The 24111-nt window shown below is 59.2% G+C and carries 16 protein-coding genes and 1 riboswitch; of the genes, 12 read left to right on the top strand and 4 right to left on the bottom strand.

Annotated features, from left to right (window positions below; translation table 11 throughout):
* The first annotated feature begins 1 nt into the window (after nt 1).
* A complete protein-coding gene (locus tag ABVS15_RS01150) occupies nt 2-2971 on the top strand; it encodes an ATP-binding protein (protein WP_369281960.1) in 2970 nt (989 codons plus the stop codon).
* A gap of 172 nt (nt 2972-3143) precedes the next feature.
* Here ABVS15_RS01150 and ABVS15_RS01145 read toward each other — a convergent pair whose 3' ends face one another.
* Complete coding sequence (locus ABVS15_RS01145; RefSeq protein ID WP_369281959.1) at nt 3144-3857, bottom strand: DUF4230 domain-containing protein; 714 nt, start codon at nt 3855-3857, stop codon at nt 3144-3146.
* Between the two features lie 229 nt (nt 3858-4086).
* Nucleotides 4087-4746 (bottom strand): hemolysin III family protein, encoded by a 660-nt coding sequence (locus ABVS15_RS01140; protein ID WP_369281958.1) that lies wholly within the window; start codon nt 4744-4746, stop codon nt 4087-4089.
* A gap of 355 nt (nt 4747-5101) precedes the next feature.
* Here ABVS15_RS01140 and ssnA point away from each other — a divergent pair, with 355 nt between their 5' ends.
* The 11 genes from ssnA to ABVS15_RS01085 all read left to right on the top strand — a co-directional run bounded on the left by ssnA (nt 5102) and on the right by ABVS15_RS01085 (nt 20633).
* Complete coding sequence (ssnA, locus tag ABVS15_RS01135; RefSeq protein WP_369281957.1) at nt 5102-6445, top strand: putative aminohydrolase SsnA; 1344 nt, start codon at nt 5102-5104, stop codon at nt 6443-6445.
* A 90-nt stretch (nt 6446-6535) separates the two neighbouring features.
* Nucleotides 6536-9490, top strand: coding sequence for a putative selenate reductase subunit YgfK (ygfK, locus tag ABVS15_RS01130; RefSeq protein WP_369281956.1), 2955 nt, complete (start codon nt 6536-6538; stop codon nt 9488-9490).
* A 610-nt stretch (nt 9491-10100) separates the two neighbouring features.
* A complete protein-coding gene (gene ftcD, locus ABVS15_RS01125; RefSeq protein WP_369281955.1) occupies nt 10101-11012 on the top strand; it encodes a glutamate formimidoyltransferase in 912 nt (303 codons plus the stop codon).
* A 10-nt stretch (nt 11013-11022) separates the two neighbouring features.
* The gene (locus ABVS15_RS01120) at nt 11023-11649 is read left to right on the top strand and encodes a cyclodeaminase/cyclohydrolase family protein (RefSeq protein ID WP_369281954.1); all 627 of its coding nucleotides are present in this window, start codon (nt 11023-11025) and stop codon (nt 11647-11649) included.
* 41 nt (nt 11650-11690) lie between these two features.
* On the top strand, nt 11691-12284 hold the full coding sequence (locus tag ABVS15_RS01115; RefSeq protein ID WP_369281953.1) for a HutD family protein: 594 nt from the start codon (nt 11691-11693) through the stop codon (nt 12282-12284).
* A gap of 27 nt (nt 12285-12311) precedes the next feature.
* Nucleotides 12312-13982, top strand: coding sequence for a formate--tetrahydrofolate ligase (locus ABVS15_RS01110; RefSeq protein WP_369281952.1), 1671 nt, complete (start codon nt 12312-12314; stop codon nt 13980-13982).
* A 111-nt stretch (nt 13983-14093) separates the two neighbouring features.
* Entirely contained in the window at nt 14094-14909 is an 816-nt protein-coding gene (locus ABVS15_RS01105; RefSeq protein ID WP_369281951.1) for a formate/nitrite transporter family protein, read from the top strand.
* 107 nt (nt 14910-15016) lie between these two features.
* The gene (locus tag ABVS15_RS01100) at nt 15017-15436 is read left to right on the top strand and encodes a hypothetical protein (RefSeq protein WP_369281950.1); all 420 of its coding nucleotides are present in this window, start codon (nt 15017-15019) and stop codon (nt 15434-15436) included.
* A riboswitch (THF riboswitch) is annotated at nt 15413-15508 on the top strand. It overlaps the preceding gene by 24 nt.
* Nucleotides 15509-15602: 94 nt before the next feature.
* Nucleotides 15603-16109 carry a folate family ECF transporter S component gene (locus tag ABVS15_RS01095; protein ID WP_369281949.1) on the top strand — a complete coding sequence of 169 codons (507 nt, stop codon included), beginning with the start codon at nt 15603-15605 and terminating at the stop codon, nt 16107-16109.
* Nucleotides 16106-17383, top strand: coding sequence for a folylpolyglutamate synthase/dihydrofolate synthase family protein (locus ABVS15_RS01090; protein ID WP_369281948.1), 1278 nt, complete (start codon nt 16106-16108; stop codon nt 17381-17383). The genes ABVS15_RS01095 and ABVS15_RS01090 overlap by 4 nt, the downstream gene beginning before the upstream one ends.
* Before the next feature lie 178 nt (nt 17384-17561).
* Nucleotides 17562-20633, top strand: a complete 3072-nt coding sequence (locus ABVS15_RS01085) for an AAA family ATPase (protein WP_369281947.1) — start codon at nt 17562-17564, stop codon at nt 20631-20633.
* A 124-nt stretch (nt 20634-20757) separates the two neighbouring features.
* Here the strand turns inward: ABVS15_RS01085 and hutI are convergent, their stop codons facing one another.
* On the bottom strand, nt 20758-21996 hold the full coding sequence (gene hutI, locus ABVS15_RS01080) for an imidazolonepropionase (RefSeq protein ID WP_369281946.1): 1239 nt from the start codon (nt 21994-21996) through the stop codon (nt 20758-20760).
* Nucleotides 21997-22069: 73 nt separating this feature from the next.
* The gene (locus ABVS15_RS01075) at nt 22070-24097 is read right to left on the bottom strand and encodes a urocanate hydratase (RefSeq protein ID WP_369281945.1); all 2028 of its coding nucleotides are present in this window, start codon (nt 24095-24097) and stop codon (nt 22070-22072) included.
* Nucleotides 24098-24111 lie beyond the last annotated feature (14 nt).

Genomic DNA, 24111 nt, shown 5'->3' with positions numbered 1-24111 from the left:
TATGGGACGCAGACAGAAAAAGCGCGGCGCGGCAGGGGAGAGGGCGATAGGCTTATCGCTCCCTGCCGTGCTGCTTTTTTTCTTTGTTCCCGCCGCCCGGGCGGCGGACGAGCCTTTTTTTCGGGCCGCTGTCCGGCATCCCCACGCGCTGGTGGTCATGGGGCTTGTTGCGCTGCTGGCAGCGGGGCTTGCCTTTTTGCTGTGGGACAACCGTCGGAGACGCTCCCTGATTCGGGAAGCGCGGGAGCGGGAAGGGCAGCTTCAAAAGATGATGGATTTGGTGCCCGGCGGCATCTGCTCCTTCCGGGTGGACGAAGAGACCTGCTTTGAAACGCTTCATTTAAACGCCGGTTTTTATCAGATGCTGGGCTATTCGGAGCCGGAGGAGGGTGAAATTGTCAATCCAATGCTGAATGTCCATCCCGACGACCGGGCGATCCTTCGAGAACAGCTTGCCCGCTGCCGGCAGGGTGGGGAACCCATTCAGGCGACCTTCCGTATCCTGCGGCAGGACGGGAATTATTTCTGGATTGCGCTGAAAGCGTCCCCAGCTCCCCGGGAGGGCGACGGGCGGACCTACTACGGCGTATTCAGTGACGTGGACGAGCTGAAACGCCTTCAGGAGAATCTGGAGGAAAACGAGCGCATGCTTCAGGCGGCCATGGACCATGCCGACGTGGATTCCTGGATATACGACCCCACGCTCCACACGCTGCGCACCAGTAAGCGTGCCTGCGAGTTGTTTGGCGTGCCCAGCGTGCTGGAGAACTATCCCCAGTCCTGGTTTGAGCAGAATATCACGCTGGAGGAGGACATTCCCAGACTGCAAAAGGAAATCGACGCCATTGATCAGGGTGCGCCCTTTGCCTCCTGCGAGGTGCGGGAGCGCACGGTGAGCGGGGATATCCGGTGGATTAAGATTAAAATGACCTCCCTGTACGACGCGGAAGGGAGCCGGACGCGGGTGCTATGCACCGGCGTGGTGTGCACCCAGCTTCACCGGGAGATCGAGCGGTATGAGCGGCAGAATCAGCGCATGCGGGCGCTGGTGTCCAACGCGGTGATTTCGGCCCGCCTGAATCTGACGAGAAATACCTGCAAGGTGGGGCCCGCTTTGTATCCAGACTTTTTAGAGGGGCTGGACGGAACCGCGGACGCCCTGTTTGCGGCGATGAAAAAGCGTACCGCCGTGCCGGAGCAGTGTGAGGAATTTGGACGGCGGTTCAACCGCGCGGCCCTGCTGGATGCGTATGCCAAGGGGACCACCACGCTGACCTTCGAGCGCAACTGCCGGATCGGGAGCACCTGCCGTTGGCTGACGGTAAGGGTGGACATCACGGAAAATCCCGTGACCAACGACGTGGAGGCCAACATTTACTCCTTTGACATCGACGATCAAAAGTCCATGGAGCAGATTATGGATACCGTCATCCGCCGGGAATACCTGATGATTCTGCGCGTTGACCTGAATACCGACACCGCCCGAATTTTTGCGTCGCAGGACAGGGACCATTCCATTCGGGAGATTCTCGGGGCGGAGGCGGCGCTGCTTGGCGTGGTCCGGGACTCCTTTGCCGGGGACGATCTGGAGGAGACGCTGGAGCGCCTGCATTTCAAGGAAATCCGGGCCCGGCTCAACCGCAGCGTGGAATATACCGTCTATGCCGACTGCCGCAGCAGCGCCGGAGAAATCCGGCGGCTGCGCTATTCCTTTGTCTGGCTGGACAGGGAGAGCAATATCATCTGCTGCACCATGGCGGACGCTACCGACGCCTTTGCCAGGGAGCGCCGCCGCAGCGAGGTGCTGCGCGCCGCGCTGGAGGAGGCCCGCCGGGCCAATCAGGCGAAAAGCGAGTTTCTTTCCCGCATGAGCCACGAAATTCGTACGCCCATGAACGCCATTTTGGGACTGACCCAGCTGGCGCAGGAAAAGGTGCTGGATTCCGAGGCGATGGGAATGTTGGATAAAATTCAGGTGTCCGGCGAATACCTGCTGGGGCTGATTAACGACGTTCTGGACATGAGCCGGATTGAGTCGGGCCACATTGAGCTGCACCCGGAAACTGTGAATACGGGGGCGCTGCTGGGGGATATCCGTGCGCTGATTTTGCCACGCATGGAGGAAAAGGGCGTTCGCTTTCATCTGGATGCAAGCGGCATCACGCCATATGTGGTGGTGGACCGTCTGCGCATCCAGCAGGTGTACATCAATATCCTGAGCAATGCCGTGAAGTTTTCAAGGCCCGGCTCGGAGATTTTCTGCACGGTACGACATGCTCCCTGCGGAGACGATAAAATATTCAGCACCATTGTTTTCCGGGATCAGGGCTGCGGCATGAGCCCGGAGTTTCTCAGCCGGGTGTTCGAGCCCTTTGAGCAGGAGAGCAACGGCTATCAGAATCCCCAGCTCGGCACGGGGTTGGGCCTTGCCATCGTGAAAAATCTGGTGGAGGAGATGGGCGGCACCGTCACCGTCAAAAGCGAGCTGGGACGGGGCAGCGAGTTTACCGTGCGGATCACCATGCATAAGGGACATCCGCCGGAGGCGTCGGAGGATGCGTCCGCCCAGCGAGGACCCGGGACGGCCCTTGCAGGAAAGCGTGTTTTGCTGGTGGAGGACCACCCTGTCAACACAGAGATTGCGAAGCGGATGCTCTCCATGCGGGGATTGCTGGTGGACCACGCGGAAAACGGACAGTTGGCGCTGGAGCGCTATATTGCCGGGGCGGAGGGCTATTACGATGCAATTCTGATGGATATTCGCATGCCGGTGATGAACGGAATCGACGCTGCAAAGGCCATCCGTGCCTCGGGACGGGGCGACGCGCAAAGCATTCCCATCATTGCCATGACTGCCAACGCCTTTGAACATGACCGGCGGGAAACCCGGGCCGCCGGGATGAACGCCCATCTTTCAAAGCCCGTGCGGCGGGAGGAACTGCTGCAAGTGCTGGGGGAATTTATAAAATGAGGCAGAGGGAGCGACCGCTCTCCCTCTGCGCAGGGGCGCGCGGACAGGCTAAAAGCGGCGACTGCCGAATTGTCGTCCGGCTCTGCGTAGAGGCGCATGAGCAAGCTGGAAGGGCACGGGGAAGTTCCCCGTGCCCTTTTCTTCGCGCCGCCGGTGGGCGGCTGCGCTTGCATTAAATTTGCGTTTTCCAGTCAACCTTGAGGGTATACCCCTCCGGCAGCGCCGCGCCCAGAAGAAGGGCCACGCTGTCGGCGGCCTTTTCCTGGCCTTCCTTCAAAAGCCCTTTGTCCAGGGCCTTTTTCTCCATAGCGGCCTTCTGGTCGGACTGGAAAGCGGTGAAATCCTCCACGGTAAAGGGATTAAAAATAGAGGCTTTTTCATCAAAGACCTCCACGCTGTTCTCGTCAATCTCGTGGGAGAGAATTTCCGCCTGCGGCAGGCGTATATGTACCTCTGTGCCGGAAATATCCACCTTGGCCTTGCGCAAATCCACCCCCGCCTTGATTTCCCCGTCGTAGGTAAGGATAAACTTTTTGGTGGTGAAGGGCAGGGTCATTCCATAAAACACGTTTTTGTTTTCAAACTGCGCCATGTTCGTATAGGACCAGCTGACGCTGGCCAGCTCGCTGATTTCCTCCAGCCGGTTTTCCAGCACCACTGCGTCAAGCTCCGTGACTTCCGCGGACCCGCCGCCGAAGCGCCCGGCAAGAAAGCCCGCAACTCCAACCATGGCGCACAGCGCCACGCCCAGAAGCACCAGCCGCACCGTTCGTAAGGGGCGAAACCAAAAGCGTCGTTTGCGCCGCCCAGACTTGCCCGCTTCTGCGGCCTCTGTTCCGGCGGCTTCATCCGCTTCGTCAATTTTTATGGGTTCCAGAGTTTCCATGCGCCTGCTCCTCCCGTCATTCTAAAAGGCGGCCGCCCGTATCCTGCCGGGAAAGCTGCTTTTCCATCGGCAATGTGGCTCGGTTTACCCGGCGCAGGGGCAGCGTTCGGCCCTTCACCGAAGGGCGGTTGCACCAGATAAACTGGAAAACAGTATACCCCGCTGCAAAATATTTGGCAAGAGAAGCCGAAAAATTGCTTGAAAATCGTCGGGACAGAGAGAAACAGGCTCAGAGCACAAAGCAATAAATTGCCGCAAAGTGGAACGCCGTTCCAGCGAGAATCAGCAGGTGAAACAGCTCGTGGAAAGTCCATTCCACTGAAATGTTGGGCCTTTTAATTGCGTAAAACACCGCGCCTACGGAATAGCACACGCCCCCCAGCGCCACCAGCGTCATGCAGGGCTGGCCCACGGACGCAAAGTCCTTGGCAACAAACAGCACTGCCCAGCCCATGACAAGATAAACCGCCGTGGATAAAATCCGGGGCGCGTTCAGCCATGCCAGCTTGATGATAATTCCCAAAAGTGCCACCGCCCACAGCACAACACAAAACCGCACGCCCGTGGGCTGGGGCAGCAATACCATGGCAAAGGGCGTGTAGCTTCCGGCAATCAGCACATAGATCATGCTGTGGTCCATCTTGCGCAAAAAGCGCTTTGCCCCGGGTGTCGTGTCGCAGCCGGGATAGTAATGATAAACCGCGCTGGCGGTGTACAGGGCCAGCGCCGACAGGCAAAATACCATCGCCGCCCACAAGGTTTTGGCGCTTACGCCCAGCGCAACGCCCCGCAGGGCCATCACCACGCAGCCCGCAAGGGCCCCGACAGCCCCCAGGGCATGGGTTGCAAAGCTGACGCGGTCCTGTGCCTTTACTACGAAATCACGCATACAGATAACACCTCTCAGTCCGTCTTTGGTTAAATATAGTTTTCATTATTATATTACATCATGTCAAAAATATTTCAAGTGGTTTTTTGAATTTTTACTCCGTCGTTTTCCACAAAACCAAACCTAAAATTTTTTTAGCCCACCTGCTTGCAAATTATGCGTATGTCCGATACAATAGACACAATTAAAAATGATAGCTGGAACGAAGTGCTCTGCGCACGGGCTGACGCCTATCATTTCTTGTTGTCTGAGGGGCGTTTCAAACCGACGGTGGTTTGGGGCGCTTTCCTTTTTTATAGACCGAGAGAAAATGGGAAGATTGAATAATAATAAATGAAGACAGGAGGCTTTTCAAATGATTCTATTGGCAAACGGAAAGGTCATCACCCGTGACGCGGAGGGTGTTGGCTACTATCCCGACGGAGGAGTTGTCACCGACGGAGGCAAAATTGTGGCCGTGGGCGGGACCGCGGAGCTGAAAGCCCAGTATCCGCAGGCGGAGTTTGTGGACGCAGGCGGCGGCGTCATCATGCCCGGCCTGATTAACGCCCATACCCACATTTATTCTGCACTGGCCCGGGGACTGAGCATCAATGGCAACAACCCCTCCAATTTCCTGGAAGTGCTGGAGGGGACTTGGTGGGCCATCGACCGCAATCTGGATCTGGAGGCCACCAAAGCCTCCGCCCAAGCGCTGGTCATCGACTGCATCAAGCAGGGCGTCACAACCTTTTTCGATCACCACGCATCCTTCTGCGAGATTCCTGGTTCCCTCATGAGAATCGCGGAGGTCACAAAGGAGATGGGCATGCGGGCCTGCCTGTGCTATGAGGTTTCCGACCGGGACGGGGAGGAGAAGGCCATCCAATCCGTGCAGGAGAACGAGGACTTTATCGACTATTGTGAGAAGAACCCCGACGATATGCTCAAGGCCCTGTTCGGCGGGCATGCCCTGTTCACCATTTCCGACAAGACCTTTGACCGGATGACTACCGCCAACAACGGGCGTGTGGGCTTCCATATCCACGTGTCCGAGGGTATGAACGACGTGTACGACAGCCTGCAAAACTATGGCCGCCGTCCCGTCCAGCGGCTTCAGGACCACGAAATTCTGGGGCCGAAGACCCTGCTTGGCCACTGCATCCACGTAAACACCGCCGAAATGGATTTGATTAAGGCCACCGACACCATGTGCGTCAACAATCCCGAGAGCAATATGGGCAATGCCGTTGGCATTTCTCCAATTTTGCAGCTTTGCAAAAAGGGCATTCTGGTGGGCCTTGGCACCGACGCGTATACCAACGACATGCTGGAGTCTATCAAGGTGGCCCTGTGCTCCCAGCGGAGCAACGCGTGCCTGCCAAACGTGGGCTGGTGCGAGGTCACAGACATGCTCTTCCGCAACAATGCGAAAATTGCGAACCGCTCCTTTGAAACGCCCTTGGGCGTTCTGCGCCCCGGCGCGGCGGCGGACGTAATTGTCATGGACTATAAGCCGTACACCCCCTTCTCCGACGAGAACATCGACGGGCATATGCTTTTCGGCATGACGGGCCGCCAGTGCAAGACCACCATGATCAACGGCAAGGTCCTGATGAAGGACCGGGTTTTGACCGAGATCGACGAGGACGCGGTCAACGCCCGCATTCTGGAAAGCTCCAAGCGCCTTTGGGGCCGGTTGAATCACAGAGAGTATTGAGACGAACGGACGGGGCGTCCGCCGTGGCGGCGGAACAGCCCGCTCCGTCCTTTAAAGCATGAGGAAAGAATATAACGGAGGTAAACGGAAATGAGCGAATTGATGACCCCCATCCCGTTTCGGGAACTGATGGCATGGACCGTCTCGGAGCACCAGCAGGAGGGAACCGTGTTCGGCGCCCGCCGGCCCTATCTGGCCGGGACCAAGACCCTTCCTATTTTTGGTGAGAAGCTTGAAACCCCCTTTGGCCCGGCGGCAGGCCCCGCCACCCAGCTTGCGCAGAACATCATCGCCGGATACTACACCGGCGCCCGGTTCTTCGAGCTGAAAACCGTTCAGAAAATGGACGGCGCGGAGCTGGCCGCCTGCGTCAACAAGCCCTGCATTCTGGCGGAGGACGAGTGCTATAACTGCGAGTGGTCCACAGAGCTGTACGTTTCTCAGGCGTTTGAGGAATACGTAAAAGCCTGGTGCGCCTGTAAAATGATGGCCCGGCTGTACGGGCTGGGCGACCCGGATGGGTTCGTGTTCAACATGTCCGTGGGCTATGACCTGGAGGGCATCAAGGGCAAGAAGATCGACGATTTCCTCAACGGAATGATCGACGCGTCCGAAACCCCCATTTTTAAAGAGTGCATCGCCGTTTTGCGGCAGATGTTCCCTGCGGAGGAGGACTTTATCGCCTCCATCTCTCCCCGGGTTTCCCGCAGCGTCACCGTCTCCACGCTCCACGGCTGCCCGCCGGACGAGATTGAGCGAATCGCCAGCTACCTGATTGAGGAAAAGCATCTTCACACCTTCGTGAAGTGCAACCCCACCATTCTGGGCTATGAGACGGCCCGCACCGTGCTGGATTCCATGGGGTACGACTATATCTCCTTTGACGAGCATCATTTTCAGGAGGATTTGCAGTATGCCGACGCGGTGCCCATGTTCCACCGACTGATGGCGCTGGCAGGAAAGCACAGTCTGGAATTCGGATTGAAGCTGTCCAACACCTTCCCTGTGGACGTGACGCGCAAGGAGCTGCCCTCCGAGGAAATGTATATGGCGGGCAAGTCTCTCTTCCCGCTGACCACTATCATGGCGGCTCGTATTGCCAAGGAATTTGGCGGGCGGCTGCGCCTGTCCTATGCTGGTGGCGCGGACTTCTTCAACATTGACAAGCTGTTTGCCTGCGGCATCTGGCCCATCACCATGGCCACCACAGAGTTAAAGCCCGGCGGCTATCAGCGCTTTAAGCAGATTGCAGAGAAGCTCGATACGCTTCGCTACGAGCCATTTATTTCCGTGGACGTGGAGGGCATCGAGGCATTGTCGCTGGAGGCGCGGCGGGATAAGTACCATGTCAAGCCGGTTAAGCCCCTGCCCCGGCGGAAGCTGTATGAAAAGGTGCCTCTGCTGAGCTGCTTCACCGCCCCCTGCGAGGGCGGCTGCCCCATCCGGCAGGATATTCCGGAGTATATCGAGCTGTGCCATCAGGGCCGGTATGCGGACGCATTGCGCCTGATTATCGAGAAAAACCCCCTGCCTTTCATCACCGGCACCATCTGTACCCATCACTGCATGGACAAGTGCACTCGGAATTTCTACGAGGACTCCGTGCAGATTCGCGCCACCAAGCTGGTGGCGGCGGAAAAGGGCTATGACGAGGTGATGCGCACGCTCAAGGCCCCCGTTCCCGCCAATAACGGGGTGAAGGCCGCCATCGTGGGCGGCGGCCCCTCCGGCTTGTCGGCGGCGTTCTTCCTTGGTCGGGCTGGAATCCCCTGCACTATTTTTGAAAAGGCGGACACCCTTGGCGGCGTGGTGCGTCAGGTCATCCCCGGCTTCCGCATCAGTGACGAGGCCATTCAGAAGGACGTGGATCTGGTGTTGAAAATGGGTGCCGAGGTCCGCTGCGGCGCGCCCGCTCCCTCTGTGGAGGAGCTGAAGGCACAGGGCTATACCCATATCTATTTCGCCGTGGGCGCTTGGAAGCCCGGCAATTTGAATATCCCCGGCAACGTGGCTCCCGTCATCGGCTGGATGAAGGACCTGAAGGACGGGAAGGAAGTATCTCTGGGCCATGTGGTCGTGGTCGGCGGCGGAAACACCGCCATGGACGCGGCCCGCGTGGCTCTGCGGGCGGGCGCTAAGTCCTCCACGCTGGTTTATCGCCGGACAAAGAAATATATGCCCGCCGACGCGGAGGAGCTGAACCTTGCCATTGCCGACGGTGTGCGCTTTTTGGAGCTGGTGAGCCCCTTTGAGCAGAAAGACGGAACGCTGCTGTGCAAGCGGATGAAGCTGGGTGAGCCGGACGCCTCCGGCCGGCGTGTGCCGGTGGAGACGGGGGAAACCGTGGAAATCAACTGCGACACGGTGGTTTCCGCCGTGGGCGAGCAGGTGGATACCCAATTCCTCACGGACAACGGCATTAAACTGGATAACATTGGCTGTCCTGCCTTTATTACCAATCTGGAGGGCGTATTCTGCGGCGGCGACGTGCGCCGCGGCCCCGCCACGGTGGTGGAGTGCATCGCGGACGCGCAGGGCTTTGCCAATCAGGTGCTGAAAACCTTCCGTACCTCTGTGAACTTCCCTGCAAACGCACAGTCCTCCCGGGAGGAGGCGGTGGCCAAGCGCGGCATCCTGTGCGAATCCGCCAAGTGCGAGGGAGAGCGCTGCCTGAGCTGCAACGTGGTGTGCGAAAGCTGCGCCGACGTATGCCCCAACCGGGCCAACGTTTCCATAGAGATGCCCGACGGGCGGCGGGAGATTCTCCACGTGGACCGTATGTGCAACGAGTGCGGCAACTGCGCCGTGTTCTGCCCCTACGACTCCGCGCCCTATCGCGATAAGTTTACCCTGTTCCACAGCAAGGAGGACTTTGATGAAACGGAGGGCAACGCAGGGTTCCTGCCCCTCGGTGGGCGTAAGGTTCTGGTTCGGCTGAACGGAGCGGTTTCCGAGGCCGATCTGGATGGGGAGAACACCCTGCCCAAGGATATCGAGTGCGTAATTCTCACGGTGTTCAGCCGGTACGGCTATTTGATGGGCTAAGGCCACACTGAGAAGCTTTTTCTCCGAAAAGCTGCTCCATACTGTAAGGAGGTCCGCCGAATGCACATTCGGCGGGCCTTTTTACACATATATGTGCAATTCGGTTCCTGACCCCCCACAAAGGTCATTTTGCGGCAGTATCCACTGGCATGCGAAAAAACTTCCAGTTTGTGACACCCACTGGCCTTTACAAAATTTTTTCAGCGGGGCATCTTTCGCCGTTTGCGCCCCTTTGCCCGGAAAAGACTGCCCAAAGTCCTTCGCCCATGGCAGCGCCAAAAAGGGAATTGCCTGATTTTTCGAAGTTTGGCGCGAAAAGAAAACGGAAATTAGACGGTGGACGGCGTGATGAAGGAATCCCGCAAAAATGCTGATGTTTTTAGGTTTTAAAACGGCTCTGGAGCTTGGAATGCGTGAAATGCACTGCTGATTTTTTTGAAAATTATAAAATTAGACGCGTTTTGGATGAGGCCGTGCTATACTGCGAATAGTTTCAGGTGCGGCGCTGCGGGACCGCCGCTGGACCGCCGCTCAGGACCATGCTCCCGCGGATAAATTTCGGATACCTGATTGATCCTAAGGCATTAATATTTTTATGGAGGAAATTGATATGTCAAAGCTTGTAGAGTGCATTCCCAATTTCAGCGTCAGCAAGGAAAAGGACGAGCCGGTGTTTCAGGGACTGGTGGACGTGGCGAACTCCATTCCCGGCTGTACGGTGATGGACGTTCAGTCCGACGGCACCCACAACCGCTGCGTGTTCACGCTGGTGGGCTCTCCCGAGGGCATTGAAGAGGCCGCCTTCCAGCTGTGCAAAAAAGCCACCGAGACAATTGACCTCACCAAGCACGAGGGCGCGCATCCCCGCATGGGTGCCACCGATGTCATTCCCTTTGTCCCCACCATGGACATCACCGTGGAGGAGTGCATTGAAATCAGCAAGCACGTCGCTCAGCGCATCTGGGACGAGCTGAAGGTCCCCAGCTTCCTGTATGAGGATTCCGCTTCCTCTCCCGACCGGGTGAACCTTGCCAAGGTCCGCAAGGGCCAGTTCGAGGGAATGCCCGAGAAGCTGCTTTTGCCCGAGTGGGCTCCCGATTACGGTGAGCGGAAGATTCACCCCACCGCGGGCATTATTGCCATCGGTGCACGGATGCCTCTGGTTGCCTTCAACGTGAATCTGGACACCGACAATGTGGAGGTTGCCAAGGAGATTGCCAAGGCAATTCGTGGCTCCTCCGGCGGCTTCAAGCACTGCAAGGCCATCGGCCTTCTGCTGGAGGACCGGAACATCGCGCAGGTTTCCATGAACATGGTGAACTATGAGGGAACCCCTCTGTACTATACCTACGAGATGATTCGCGCCTTGGCCGACCGGTATGGCGTGCGCATTCTCGGCACTGAGGTGGTGGGCCTGACCCCCGCCAAGGCCCTGATCGACTGCGCCGAGTTCTACCTCAAGATTGAGAATTTCAACTGCCGCAATCAGGTGATGGAATACCACCTGATCGACATGGAATAAGGAGGCGGACATGAAGCTTGTTGACCAGACCCTTTCGGGTTTTGTAGACCTGACGGCCTCCAACGCGCCCGCCCCCGGCGGTGGAGCTGCCTCCGCACTGGAGGGCGCCATGGGCGCGGCCCTGACCGCCATGGTCTGCTCCCTGACCCAGGGAAAGAAGAAGTATGAAGAGTATCAGGAGCTGACCGCCGGTGTTGCCGATCAGGCGCAGGCGCTGAAGGCAAAGTTTGTGGACGTGATTGACCGGGACACCGAGGCATTCAATGCCGTGTCCGCCGTCTTCGCCATGCCCAAGGATTCTGATGAGGAAAAAACCGCCCGCTCCGGCGCAATGCTCACCGCCCTCAAGGGCTGCACAGAGACGCCCTTTGAGATGATGGAGCTGTCTTATGCCGCTCTGGAGCTGACCGATCAGGTGGTTGGCAAGTCCAACGCCAGCGCCGCCAGCGATCTGGGCTGTGCGGCCCTGAGCCTGAAGGCTGCCATTCAGGGCGCGTGGCTGAACGTGCTCATCAATATCGCCGGGATGAAGGATCAGGAATTTGCCGACCGTTACCGCGCGCAGGGCGAGGCCCTTTTGGCAAAGGCGCTGCCCTTGGCGGACTCCATTTACGAAAAGGTTCTTAATTCACTTTAAATTATAAAAAACCGATGGATTCAGTCGGAAAGTGTGATATAATGAACGCTACAATTCGGCGCATCGCCTCCGAGGAATATGCTGCCTCTCGCTGGAGCGGAGGAATTACCACGCAGATTGCCATTGCCCCCGCCGGGGCGGTCTATGCGGAGCGGGACTTTCTGTGGCGCGTCAGCTCCGCAACAGTGGAGCTGGAGACTTCCGACTTCACGCCCCTTCCGGACTACGAGCGGTTTTTGTCCACCCTGCGGGGGACCATCCGCCTGACCCATGGAGAAGACGCGCTGGAGCTGAACCCCGGCAGCGTTCACCGGTTCGACGGCGGCGCACCGACCCGCTCAGAGGGTACCTGCACGGACTTCAACCTGATGCTCCGCAAGGGGCGCTGCGCCGGACAGATGGTTTGCCTGCGCATGGGCGAGGGCGGTGTGAGCCGCCTGAGCCAAACGGTGGAGGCGGCGGCAAAGAGCGTGTTTCTGATTTACTGCGCGGAGGGGGACGGTGAGCTTTCGGCGGAGGGGACAGGCGTTCACTTTGCCGCGGGCGAGGCGGCACTGGCGGAGAACGTGGAGCCGCTGCTGCGATGCACGTCAGCATCCGCATTCCTGATTTGCGAAATTGCCGAGATGATCTAAGACAAATGATTAAGGAGGAAATGACCCATGGAATTTAAGACTGACATTGAAATTGCCCAGTCCACAGCCATGCTTCCCATCCAAGAGGTGGCCGCGAAGCTGGGCGTTGGGCAGGAGACGCTGGAGCCCTATGGCCATTACAAGGCGAAGCTGGATATCCACGCTTTGAAGGACCTGCCCCGCAAGGCGAAGCTGGTGCTGGTGACGGCAATCAGCCCCACCCCCGCGGGCGAGGGTAAAACCACCACCTCCGTGGGCCTTGCCGACGCACTGAACCGGCTCGGCAAGAAGACCGTGGTCTGCCTGCGGGAACCCAGCCTTGGCCCCGTGTTCGGCGTCAAGGGCGGCGCGGCCGGCGGCGGCTATGCCCAGGTGGTGCCCATGGAGGATATCAACCTCCACTTCACCGGCGATTTCCACGCCATCGGTGCAGCCAATAACCTGATGGCAGCGCTGCTGGACAACCACATTCAGCAGGGCAACGTGCTGGATATCGACGTGCGCAGAATTGTTTGGAAGCGTGCGGTGGACATGAACGACCGCCAGCTGCGCCACATCATCTGCGGCCTTGGCGGCAAGGCCAGCGGCGTGCCCCGCGAGGACGGGTTTGAGATTACCGTGGCCTCCGAGATCATGGCCGTGCTGTGCCTTGCGCAGGACCTTGAGGATATGAAGGCGAGACTTGCCAAGATGGTGGTGGCCTATACCCGGGATGAGAAGCCCGTCACGGCCCACGACCTCCATGCCGAGGGTGCCATGGCTGCCCTGTTGAAGGACGCCATTAAGCCCAATCTGGTCCAGACGCTGGAGCACACCCCCGCGCTGATCCACGGCGGACCCTTTGCTAATATTGCCCATGGCTGCAACTCCATTCAGGCTACGGAGACGGCCATGAAGCTCAGCGAATACACCGTCACCGAGGCGGGCTTTGCCGCCGACCTTGGCGCAGAGAAGTTCCTTGACATCAAGTGCCGCGCAGGCGGATTCCATCCCGACGCGGTTGTGGTGGTGGCCACCGTCCGCGCCCTGAAGTATCACGGCGGTGTTGCCAAGGCCGACCTGAACAATGAAAACCTGGAGGCGCTGGAAAAGGGCCTGCCCAACCTCCTTCAGCACGTGGAGAACGTGACGAAGGTGTACGGCCTTCCCTGCGTGGTGGCCATCAACGCTTTCCCCACCGATACTGCCGCAGAGCTGAAAATGGTGGAAGACAAGTGCCGCGAGCTTGGCGTCAACGTGGCCCTCAGCGAGGTGTGGGCCAAGGGCGGCGAGGGCGGCGAAGCCCTTGCGCAGGAGGTCATGCGCCTGTGCGATCAGCCCAACAACTTCCAGTTTGTCTATGACGCGGAGGCGGGCATTGAGGAGAAGCTCAACGCCATCGCCACCAAGGTCTATCGCGCCGACGGCGTGGTGCTTGCTCCCGCCGCGAAAAAGCAGATGCAGCAGCTCACCGAGCTGGGCTTTGACAAGCTGCCCATCTGCATGGCAAAGACCCAGTTCTCCTTCTCCGACGATGCTGGGAAGCTGGGTGCGCCCCGTGGCTTCAAGATCACCGTGCGGGACCTGAAGGTGAACGCCGGTGCGGGCTTCCTGGTGGCAAAGACCGGCGATATCATGACCATGCCCGGCCTGCCCAAGGTTCCCTCTGCCGACCGGATTGACGTGGACGCGCAGGGGAGAATTTCCGGCCTGTTTTAAACTGCATCTCCCGGCGGAGCCAATCGGCTCCGCCGGGGCACGCGCCCTCTTTTACAGGGCATTTTAGAAAAAGCTTCCCGATTCGTGTGCGGGAGCGAAAGGGGACGAGCTATGCTGAATCCCGCTGAATTTTTGGAAAAGTATACCGAGATTGGTGAAAAAAAGGCTGCGTCCGGCGTAAAAAAGCTGCTGCTGGCAGGAATATTGGCGGGCTTTGCCATTGGAATCGGCAGCGCGGTGACTGCCGCAGCCAGCTATTCCGTTGAAAGTGCATCCATTGCAAAGCTTATCAGCGGCGTTTTGTTTCCGCTGGGGCTGATTATGGTGTTGATGACCGGGGCGGAGCTGTTTACCGGAAACTGCCTGATGCTGATTTCCATTCGGGAGCGGCGGATTCGTGTGGGCGGGATGGTCCGAAACCTTGTGCTGGTGTACCTCGGCAACTTTGTCGGGTCGGTGCTGCTGGCGTGGGCATTGCGGACGTTCAGCGGCCCGCATATGTCTGACGGGCTGGTGCTGAAAATGATTTCCACCGCTGCTGCAAAATGCTCGTTTTCGTTTACCGAAGCGCTGGGACTTGGCATTTTGTGCAACATACTGGTGTGCGCCGCCGTCATGATGGCCCTGTGCGCCGAGGATTCGGTGGGCCGGGCTGTGGGCGTGTTTGGCCCTGTCTGCTGCTTTGTGATCTGCGGATTTGAGCACTGTGTAGCCAATATGTATTACATCCCCGCAGGTCTGCTGGCGCTGACCCTGCCCGGTGCCGGAGCGGTTGTGGCGGCGTCCGGTCTGGATATCTCGGCCCTGACCTGGGGAAACTTCCTGTTGGGAAATCTATTGCCGGTGACAATCGGAAATCTTTTGGGCGGTCTTGGTTTTGCTTGGCTGCTTTGGTCTGCGCACCATAAAAAGCCTGTGCAAATCTAATTTTTTGGGCGAGGCCCGGATATCATTTCGGAGCCGACGCTCCGCGTACCCCGTTCCCAAGCCCCAGAAAATGCGGAGCATTTTCCGGGAAGAGGAGGAGCGGCAAAATGAACGAGCTTTGGCCGCAGGCCGAAGCGAGGGAGTTGGAGCCTGCTCCGCGTACCCCCGTTCCCAAGCCCCAGAAAATGCGGAGCATTTTCTGGGAAGAGGAGGAGCGGCAAAATGAACGAGCTTTGGCCGCAGGCCGAAGCGAGGGAATTGGAGCCTGCTCCGCGTACCCCGTTCCCAAGCCCCAGAAAATGCGGAGCATTTTCTGGGAAGAGGAGGAGCGGCAAAATGAACGAGCTTTGGCCGCAGGCCGAAGCGAGGGAGTTGGAGCCTGCTCCGCGTACCCCGTTCCCAAGCCCCAGAAAATGCGGAGCATTTTCTGGGAAGAGGAGGAGCGGCAAAATGAACGAGCTTTGGCCGCAGGCCGAAGCGAGGGAATTGGAGCCTGCTCCGACGACAGAGTAGGGCCAGCGCGTTAAGTGCCGACGGATGGGAGTCGCCGTTGGACGAAGGGGCCCACGCCCCGCGTTGCTGAACCCGCATCCGCTGCCACAAAGAAGGAAATACTTCCTCCCACGTGGCAACTGCCGGAACCAAGAAACTGCTTGGTTGGGCCGTTTTTCTCACATAAAGGAGGAATTTAATATGAAAAAGCAAAAAACATCCATGCTGGTGACCCTTGGTATGCTGGTTGCCATCGAAATCATCCTCTCCCGGTTCTGCTCCATTCCTGCGTGGAACTTTAAAATCGGCCTTGGATTTGTGCCCGTGGTGGTGGCGGCGGTTCTGTACGGTCCTGTGCCTGCGGCGGTTGTAGCCGGTCTGAGCGATTTCCTGGGGGCCATTATGTTCCCCATCGGGCCTTATTTCCCCGGATTTACCCTCACCGCCGCCTTGATGGGGCTGGTGTGGGGCGTGTTCCTGCACAAGCGGCAGACCATGGCCCGCATCGGCGGCGCGGTGGCTGTGAACCAACTGGTGCTGAGCCTGCTTTTGAATACACTGTGGATTTCCGTGCTGTACGGTTCGCCCTACGGCCCTCTGTTCCTCACCCGGACCATCTCCACCGCTGTGATGATTGCGGCACAGGTGGTGACCATCGGCCTGATGACAAAGGTACTGGGACACTTTGGAAAGAAGGCAACCGTATGAATCTTTCGCAGGCGCTGGAATTTATCCACGCCACATCCTGGCAGGGAAGCCGTCTGGGGCTGGAGCGCATTGAAGAACTGATGGAACTGCTGGGCAATCCCCAAAAGCGACTGAAGTTCATTCATGTGGCGGGGACCAATGGAAAGGGCTCCGTATGTGCCATGCTTTCAGAGATTTTGACACGGGCGGGCTATACCACCGGGCTGTATACCTCACCCCATCTTTTTCGCATCAATGAGCGGATGAAGGTGAACGGAGCGGACATCTCCGATGAGGAGTTGACTGACCTTGCCCGACAGGTGAAGCCGCTGGTGGACGGGATGCCGGATCAGCCCACGGAATTTGAGCGGATTACTGCCATGGCTCTGCTGTATTTTCAGCAGAAGAACTGCGACGTGGTGGTTCTTGAGGTGGGTCTTGGAGGACGTCTGGATTCCACCAACGTCATCGACGCGCCGGACGTTGCGGTGATTACCCACATTGCGCTGGAGCATACTGATGTGCTGGGAGACACCCTGACGAAAATTGCCGGGGAGAAGGCGGGCATCATCAAACCGGGCGCGGAGGTTGTGCTCTCCGGGCAGACAGAAGAGGTGGAGACTGTGGTGCGCGGTGTCTGCGCCCAGCGGGGCTGCGCTTTGCGGGTGACCGATTCCACAGCTCAAATGCTGCTTGCCCACGATCTGGACGGGCAGACCTTCGATTACGGGGACCGGAAGGCCCTCCGCCTGCGGTTGATTGGAAACTATCAATATCAAAACGCTGCCGTGGTGCTGGACACCGTGGATGTGCTGCGGGAGCGGCGGGGATACACCATTCCGGAGTCTGCCGTGCGGGAGGGGCTTTTGGCGGTCACCTGGCCGGGCCGATTTGAAATTCTGCAAAAAAATCCGTTGGTGCTGGTGGACGGAGCCCACAATCCCGACGGAGTGCGGGAGCTGGCCGGTGGCCTTTCAGCCTATCTGCCGGGACGGAAGCTGACCATGGTGATGGGCGTGATGGCGGACAAGGATTACGACGATATGATTCGCACCGTGGCACCGTTTGCAAAGGAATTTATTGCCGTGACGCCGGAGAGTGAGCGGGCGCTCCCATCCGGGGCGCTTTGTGCGAGGATTGCGGAGTTGACCGGGCTTCCCGCCCGAAGCGGCGGCGATGTGAAAAGCGGCATGGCCATGGCGATGGACGGGAAAGGCCCGGAGGATATTGTCTGCGCCTTTGGCTCGCTGTATCAGGTGGGCGAGGTGCGCGCCTTTTTCGGACGGACGGACTGACAAACAGCGGCGCGGAGATACGCGACGCTTGCGTGCAACTGGGGGCAGGCCGTGGCGGCCTGCCCCTGTTCGTTATCCCATGGATGCAGATATAGCTGGCGCAGCGGGGCAAAGCCGTGTATAATAAGCATGAAAAACAAAGCCGCAGTGTGGCTTTTTGAAGGGAAGGGACGGGCCAATGCCGAAAATTGAAGTGCAGATGTTTGATATTCCCTGTGTGAAGCTGGACGGGGTGGAGGTTTCCTTCCCCTTCAAGCGGGTGGACGCGCTGTTTTACTATCTGATCTGCCGCAAAAGCGCCACAAGGCAGGAGCTGGTGGAGCTTTTGTGGGAGGATTGCACGGAAGAGGTGGGCTATAAAAACCTGCGCCACACTATCTATACCCTGCGCAAGATCTTGGGGGCCGACCTGATTCTGACTACGCAGAAAACGGAAGTGCGGCTGAACACGGAGCGGGAATTGGTTTCCGATCTGGACCGATGCGGCGAGGGCGAGGCCATTGACAAGGAGCGGTTTTTACGGGGCTTCACTGTGAAAAACGCGCCCAGCTTCAACGCGTGGGTGGATCAGGTGCGGGAGCAGATGGCCGCGCGCACCCTCAGCGATTTAGCCGACGGCGCGGCACAGGCCCGGGCGGCGGGCGATCTTGGAAGGGCGGAACGGCTGAGCCTTGAATATCTCGGCCGGGATGGACTGGATGAGAAAATGGTGATGTTCTTGATGGAGATTTACCAGCAGGAGGGGCGGTATTATAAGGCGGCGAACCTCTACCAGCGGTTGAAGGACAAGCTGGCGGAGGAGCTGGGCATCACGCCGCTGCACGAGACGGCCGCGCTGTACTATGAAATTGTGAACCAGTGGAACCGCACCACGGAGGACGCACCCAGCCGCCCCGGCCCGGAGATGACCGCCAGCCGCGCCGCATTGGTGCGGAAAATGCAGGAGCGATATCGGCTGTTTCAGGAGGGGTACGAGGTTTCCTCCCTGCTGTTTTACGGTGAGGCGGGCAGCGGCAAGAGCTATCTGCTGCAATCCTTTTTGCGTGGCGGGGATTTTTCCGATGCGCTGGTGCTGAAGGGCGGCTGCTCCCAACGGCAGGCGGGGGTGTATCTGGAGCCGTGGAAAAACGTGATGCTCGCTGTGGCGGAGGAGATGGCCCGGCGAAACGTGCAGATTCCGGAAACCACCCGCCGTACCATTGCCCGGGTGTTTCCTGTTTTTTCCGACGGGGAAGAGGCCCGGCGGGAGCCGGGAGAGTTCAAGCAGAACCGCTGCGGCGCACTGGTAACGGACGCAGTGGCATTGCTGCTTTCTCTGGCGGCCCATCGGCGGAAAATTCTATTGGTGTTCGAGGATTTGCAGTGGATGGATTCGGCCAGTCAGGATCTGCTCAGTCAGGTGGTCCGCAGGCTGGGAGGAAATCAACTTCTGCTGCTTGCAACAAGCTGGACGCTGAACGTGGACGTGAATTTCATGCTGGACGAGGCGGCGTTGGAGCGGGTATGCATCCCCTGCCTCACCCGGGAGGAGACGGACGAATATCTGGACGCCGTGCTGGGCGGAGACCTTCCTGTCCCCCTGCGGGGCCGCATTTACGAGGCCACGGGCGGCAATCCCCGACTGCTGGCGGCGGCTGTTGAAAACCTGCGAGGCAAGGAGCCTTCGGAGAACACCTTGCCCGACGAGGGCGGCATTCTTCGCCAGCGCATGGCGGGACTGAGCGCCCAGGCGCTGCACCTTGCCAATGTTCTGGCCCTGTTTCAGGACAAGACGCCCTGTCGCCTGCTCACCGAAATCACCGGCTATCAGACGGCGCAGCTTTACACCCTCTCCGTGGAGCTGGAGGAGCACTCCCTTATCGGAGAGCGGCTTGTGGACGGAGAGAGTTATCTGGAATTTCTCCATCCCCATATGCGGGAGGCGCTGTATCAGGCCCAGTCCTATTTCCAGCGTCAGCCCCTGCACCTGAAAATCGCGGAGTGCCTGCGGGAAACTGTGCAGGAGGGAGACGCCGCCGGACTTAGCCGGGCGGCGGATCACTACCGGGCGGGAGGAGAGGGACTGAAGGCTCTTTGCTGCGAGATCGAGGCTCTTTACTGGCGGACGGGGCAGAGTTGTGAAATTCCGCCTCTCGCACCTGCGGACGCGCCCGCATTCTTCCTTCGGACAGGGGAGACGGCGGAGGATGAGGTGAAGCGGCTGGAACAGGAGCTGGAGCGGCTGCGCCGCCAGCTTTCGCCGGAGGAGAAAGGGACGTTGGCGGGGCCGGAACGGCTGCTTTTGTGCGCCAAGGCACGGACGATGATTTACGCGGGGCAGTATCAGGAGGGGCTGGCTGTCACGGACGACCTGCTTCGGGCCCTGACGCCCTGCGCCCCGGAGGACACGGAGCTGCTGCTGTGGGCGCTGCGCCAGCGAATCACCTATCATATCAAGACTGATCAGGCCGCGCCGGAATACATTGTCCGGGGCCTTGAAATTGCGGAGGAATCGGGCCTGAAACGCCAGCGGGCCTGTTATCTGCTGCTGCGGGGCATCGACTTCTGCAAGGAGGGCAGCTATAAAAGCTGCGATTATTTCCTCCGTCAGGCATTGGAGACAATTGACCACCCAGAGCGCTATCCCATGTTCTGCGCCTATGTGGAGGCGTGGCAGGGGGAGTGGAAGCGCCGCCAGAAGGATTTCGCCGGGGCCTGTGTGTTCTATCAGGCGGCGGCAAACCGGACAGAGGGAATGGACCCATGGCCGGGCAGCGGCTTTTTGTTCGCCTGCTATGCCCGTGCCGCCATGGCCATGGGAGATCACCAAAAAGCCCAGCTGCTGCTGGGGCGGGCCATGGGGGCCTTTGCAAAGACAGGAGAGCTGTCCGGCAGGGGACTGACCGAGGCATACACCGCCTATTACGCTGCGCAGGACGGGAGTTACGCCCGGGCGGTGGAGCTGCTGGCGGCCTCGTGGGACTCGGCAAGCCGTCTCAGCTCGCTGGTGGAGCAGGGAATTCGGGACAGCGTGCTGGCCCGGCTGCGCCGGGAGCTGGACCAGAACCGCATTTTTGACAACGAGCTGGACCGCTATCTTTACCGCCCGTTGGACATTTATTGTCACAGGGGGATGCAGCGGCTGCGGGGTGTAAAAGGTGCGTATGAATTTGACGAACTGGAGGACTGCCTGAAATACAGCATCCGGCAGGCAAAGCCTCTGACCGTGGAGAACCTTTACAGCAAAAATAAAAACTTTATGACGGAGTGACGCAGGCGCGTAAAAAGCAGGCCCGGAAAGTCTTTGACTTTCCGGGCCTGCCGGTTTTTTATAAAGCGCCCCGCCAAGCGGTAAAGCGCTGCATGGAGCTTATTTCAGGGGGCAGATCGAACGTTTAGAACCGGACGATCTCGCCCTGCTTGATGACGGTATCCACCAGATTTGCACCCAGCCGGTAGCAAATGTAGTCCAGATCCGGCGCATCCCATACAAGAAGGTCGCCCTGCTTGCCGACCTCGATGGAGCCAAGACGGTCTGCCCGGTGGATGGCCCCCGCGCCGTTAAGGGTAACGGCCGTGAGAACCTCTTCCGGCGTGAGGCGATATTTCAGGCAGGCGATGTTCATCGCAAGCTGCAAATTGGCGCTGGGGCAGGAGCCGGGGTTGAAGTCCGTGGACACCGCCACGGCAACGCCCGCGTCCAGCATAGCCCGGGCAGGGGCAAAGGTGGCTCCCAGATAGAAGCTGGTGCCGGGGAGCAGGCAGGCAATCACGCCGCCCTTGGCAAGGCTTTCAATTCCCGCCTCCGGGCAGACGATGAGATGCTCGGCGGAAATGGCCCCGATTTCACCTGCAAGCTGGGATCCGCCGATGGGGTCGATTTCGTCTGCGTGGATTTTGGGAACCAGGCCGTGGGCTTTGGCAGCCTCCAGAATCCGGCGGGACTCCTCGGCAGTAAACACGCCCGTCTCGCAGAACACGTCGCAGAATTCGGCAAGCTTCTCACGGGCCACGGTGGGAATCATCTCCTCGCACAAAAGGCGGAGATATCCTTCCCGATTCTCTTTGAACTCCTCGGGTACGGCATGGGCGCCCATAAACGTGGGGACTACCTCCACCTTATGTGTCTCATTCAGGCGGTGGATGACCCGCAGCTGCTTATACTCGTCCTCGGGCGTGAGGCCATAGCCGCTTTTGGCTTCGCAGGTGGTGACGCCCATGCGCAGCATGTCGTCCAGCACCTTGGCGGCTTTGTCCGTCAACTCCTCCTCGGAGGCGGCGCGGGTGGAACGGACGGTGGAGAGAATGCCGCCGCCCTGGGCCAGAATTTCCAGATAGCTCACGCCGTGGAGCTTCATTCCCAGCTCGTTTTGCCGCCAGCCGCCAAAGATCAGGTGGGTGTGGGCGTCCACCAGACCGGGCGTGACCAGACGGCCCCCCGCGTCCACCACCTCCGCGCCGTCGGAAAGTCCGGCGGGAATCGCGCCCTCGCCCACGGCGGCAATCAGCCCGTCCTTCACAAGGACATAGGCGTCCTTCAGCATTGTGATTTCTCCCTGCTCCTTGCCGCGCCTTGGGTTGGAACCGGTGGGGGTGGCCAGCAGGCCGATGTTTTTTATCAGCAGATTTGCCATAGGTTAGCCTCCTTTATAAAATGTGGGAAAAGGGGCCTCTTATAAAGGCCCCTTTTCAGGTTTTGATTAAAAATTACTTCGCGCTCTCAAGTGCCTCGCGGATGAGCGTGTCGTCGTTTTCCGCCTCGTAGGGCAGGGTGATATGGTCCTGACCGCTGTACATCTCGTTGTACTCCATCACGGTGGACATAGCGTTCTCATTGCGGGCCCAGGAGCGGCGGGCAACGCCCACCATGGTGTCCCAGGGCATTGACATGCGCAGGATGGTGTCCACCGTCTCACTGCCGTCCAGCACCATGCCAAAGCCGCCGTTGATGGCCTTGCCGATGCCGGTGCCGCCGCCATTGTGCAGGGCAATCAGGCTCATGCCGCGGGCGGCGTTGCCCGCGTAGCACTGGGTGGCCATTTCGGCCATGATATTGGAGCCATCCTTGATGTTGGAAGTCTCACGGAAGGGAGAGTCGGTTCCGCCGGTGTCGTGGTGGTCGCGGCCCAGCATGACGGGGCCAATTTCGCCGTTGCGGACCATCTCGTTGAACTTCAGGGCCAGATTCATGCGGCCCATGGCGTCCTGATAGAGGATGCGGCACTGGGTTCCAACCACCATCTTGTTCTTCTTCGCGTCCCGGACCCAGACATAGTTGTCATAGTCCTGATAGCGGCGGTTGTGGGCCTGAATATACTCGGCCGCGGCCGCGTCGGTCTTGTCAAGATCCTCGGGGTTGCGGCTCAGGCAGCACCAGCGGAAGGGGCCGTAGCCATAGTCAAATAGGAAGGGCCCCAGAATGTCCTCCACGTAGGACGGGAAAATGAAACCGTCCAGATCGTTTTCGCCGTTTTTGCAGATGCTCTTCACGCCTGCATCGTACACGGCCTTGAGGAAGCTGTTGCCATAGTCGAAGAAATAGGTTCCCCGCTCGTGGAGCTTGCAGACCATTTCATAGTGGTGGCGCAGCGTCTCGTCCACCAGCTTGCAGAAGCCCTCGGGGTCCTTGTCCAGCATCTCGGTGCGCTGCTCGAAGGTCAGGCCCTGGGGGCAGTAGCCTCCGTCGTAGGGGACGTGGCAGGAGGTCTGGTCGCTGAGCAGGTCCACATGGACATTCTTCTCATACAGGAACTCCAGCAGGTCCACCACGTTGCCGTGGTAGGCGATGGCGCAGGGAGTCTTGGCGTCCAGATGCTTTTTGGCAATGGCCAGCGTCTCTTCCAGATTGTCGGACTTCTCGCTGACCCAGCCCTGGGTATAGCGGGTCATAATGCGGGACATATCCACCTCGGCGATGATGGACACGGCGCCGGCAATCTCCGCCGCCTTGCCCTGTGCGCCGCTCATGCCGCCAAGACCGGCGGTGACGAACAGACGGCCTGCCAGATTCCCATCGGTGGGAATGCCCAGCTTCAGGCGGCCTGCGTTGAGCAGGGTGTTGAAAGTGCCGTGAACGATGCCCTGCGGCCCGATATACATCCAGCCGCCTGCGGTCATCTGCCCGTAGTTTGCGACGCCGAGGGCGGCGGCGCGGTTAAAGTCCTTCTGGTTATCAAACATGCCAACCATCAGGCCGTTGGAGATGATGCAGCGGGGAGCGCCCTTGTGGGAGTGGAACAGGCCCAGAGGATGGCCGCTCATCACAACCAGCGTCTGCTGGTCGGTCATGACCTCCAGATACTTCTTGATGAGACGGTACTGCATCCAGTTCTGGCAGACCTGACCGGTTTCACCGTAGGTAACCAGCTCGTAGGGATACAGGGCCACGTCAAAGTCCAGGTTGTTCTCAATCATCACCTGGAAGGCCTTGCCCTCCACGCAGTTGCCCTTGTACTCGTCAATGGGCTTGCCGTGCATGCGGCCCTGAGGGCGGAAGCGATAGCCGTAAACCCGGCCGTGCTCCTCCAGCTCCCGGGCAAATTCCTTTGCCATCTGGGCGTGGTGGTCCGGGTGAATGTACCGAAGGGCATTGCGAATGGCAAGCTCCTTGTCGGCCTGAGTCAGATGGGCTTCCCGGCGGGGTGCGCGGCGGATTCCGTCCTCAAAGGCAGGATACTCCGGCAGGTCATAGTCCAGTTTCACCGTCATAGCTTTGTCAACGTCAAAGGTAGCCATGCTTGTTCCTCCTG

It is taken from the genome of Oscillibacter sp. GMB15532 (genome assembly GCF_041020825.1).
Taxonomy (GTDB): domain Bacteria; phylum Bacillota; class Clostridia; order Oscillospirales; family Oscillospiraceae; genus Oscillibacter.
Note: the sequence above shows the minus strand (reverse complement) of the source record. Positions and strands in the feature narration are given on the sequence as shown.

What these genes read in the sequence shown, in the direction of transcription:
- ABVS15_RS01150 (WP_369281960.1), top strand. Translation starts at nt 2, where the DNA reads ATGGGACGCAGACAGAAAAAGCGCGGCGCGGCAGGGGAGAGGGCGATA.
- ABVS15_RS01145 (WP_369281959.1), bottom strand. Translation starts at nt 3,857, where the DNA reads ATGGAAACTCTGGAACCCATAAAAATTGACGAAGCGGATGAAGCCGCC.
- ABVS15_RS01140 (WP_369281958.1), bottom strand. Translation starts at nt 4,746, where the DNA reads ATGCGTGATTTCGTAGTAAAGGCACAGGACCGCGTCAGCTTTGCAACC.
- ssnA (WP_369281957.1), top strand. Translation starts at nt 5,102, where the DNA reads ATGATTCTATTGGCAAACGGAAAGGTCATCACCCGTGACGCGGAGGGT.
- ygfK (WP_369281956.1), top strand. Translation starts at nt 6,536, where the DNA reads ATGAGCGAATTGATGACCCCCATCCCGTTTCGGGAACTGATGGCATGG.
- ftcD (WP_369281955.1), top strand. Translation starts at nt 10,101, where the DNA reads ATGTCAAAGCTTGTAGAGTGCATTCCCAATTTCAGCGTCAGCAAGGAA.
- ABVS15_RS01120 (WP_369281954.1), top strand. Translation starts at nt 11,023, where the DNA reads ATGAAGCTTGTTGACCAGACCCTTTCGGGTTTTGTAGACCTGACGGCC.
- ABVS15_RS01115 (WP_369281953.1), top strand. Translation starts at nt 11,691, where the DNA reads ATGAACGCTACAATTCGGCGCATCGCCTCCGAGGAATATGCTGCCTCT.
- ABVS15_RS01110 (WP_369281952.1), top strand. Translation starts at nt 12,312, where the DNA reads ATGGAATTTAAGACTGACATTGAAATTGCCCAGTCCACAGCCATGCTT.
- ABVS15_RS01105 (WP_369281951.1), top strand. Translation starts at nt 14,094, where the DNA reads ATGCTGAATCCCGCTGAATTTTTGGAAAAGTATACCGAGATTGGTGAA.
- ABVS15_RS01100 (WP_369281950.1), top strand. Translation starts at nt 15,017, where the DNA reads ATGAACGAGCTTTGGCCGCAGGCCGAAGCGAGGGAGTTGGAGCCTGCT.
- ABVS15_RS01095 (WP_369281949.1), top strand. Translation starts at nt 15,603, where the DNA reads ATGAAAAAGCAAAAAACATCCATGCTGGTGACCCTTGGTATGCTGGTT.
- ABVS15_RS01090 (WP_369281948.1), top strand. Translation starts at nt 16,106, where the DNA reads ATGAATCTTTCGCAGGCGCTGGAATTTATCCACGCCACATCCTGGCAG.
- ABVS15_RS01085 (WP_369281947.1), top strand. Translation starts at nt 17,562, where the DNA reads ATGCCGAAAATTGAAGTGCAGATGTTTGATATTCCCTGTGTGAAGCTG.
- hutI (WP_369281946.1), bottom strand. Translation starts at nt 21,996, where the DNA reads ATGGCAAATCTGCTGATAAAAAACATCGGCCTGCTGGCCACCCCCACC.
- ABVS15_RS01075 (WP_369281945.1), bottom strand. Translation starts at nt 24,097, where the DNA reads ATGGCTACCTTTGACGTTGACAAAGCTATGACGGTGAAACTGGACTAT.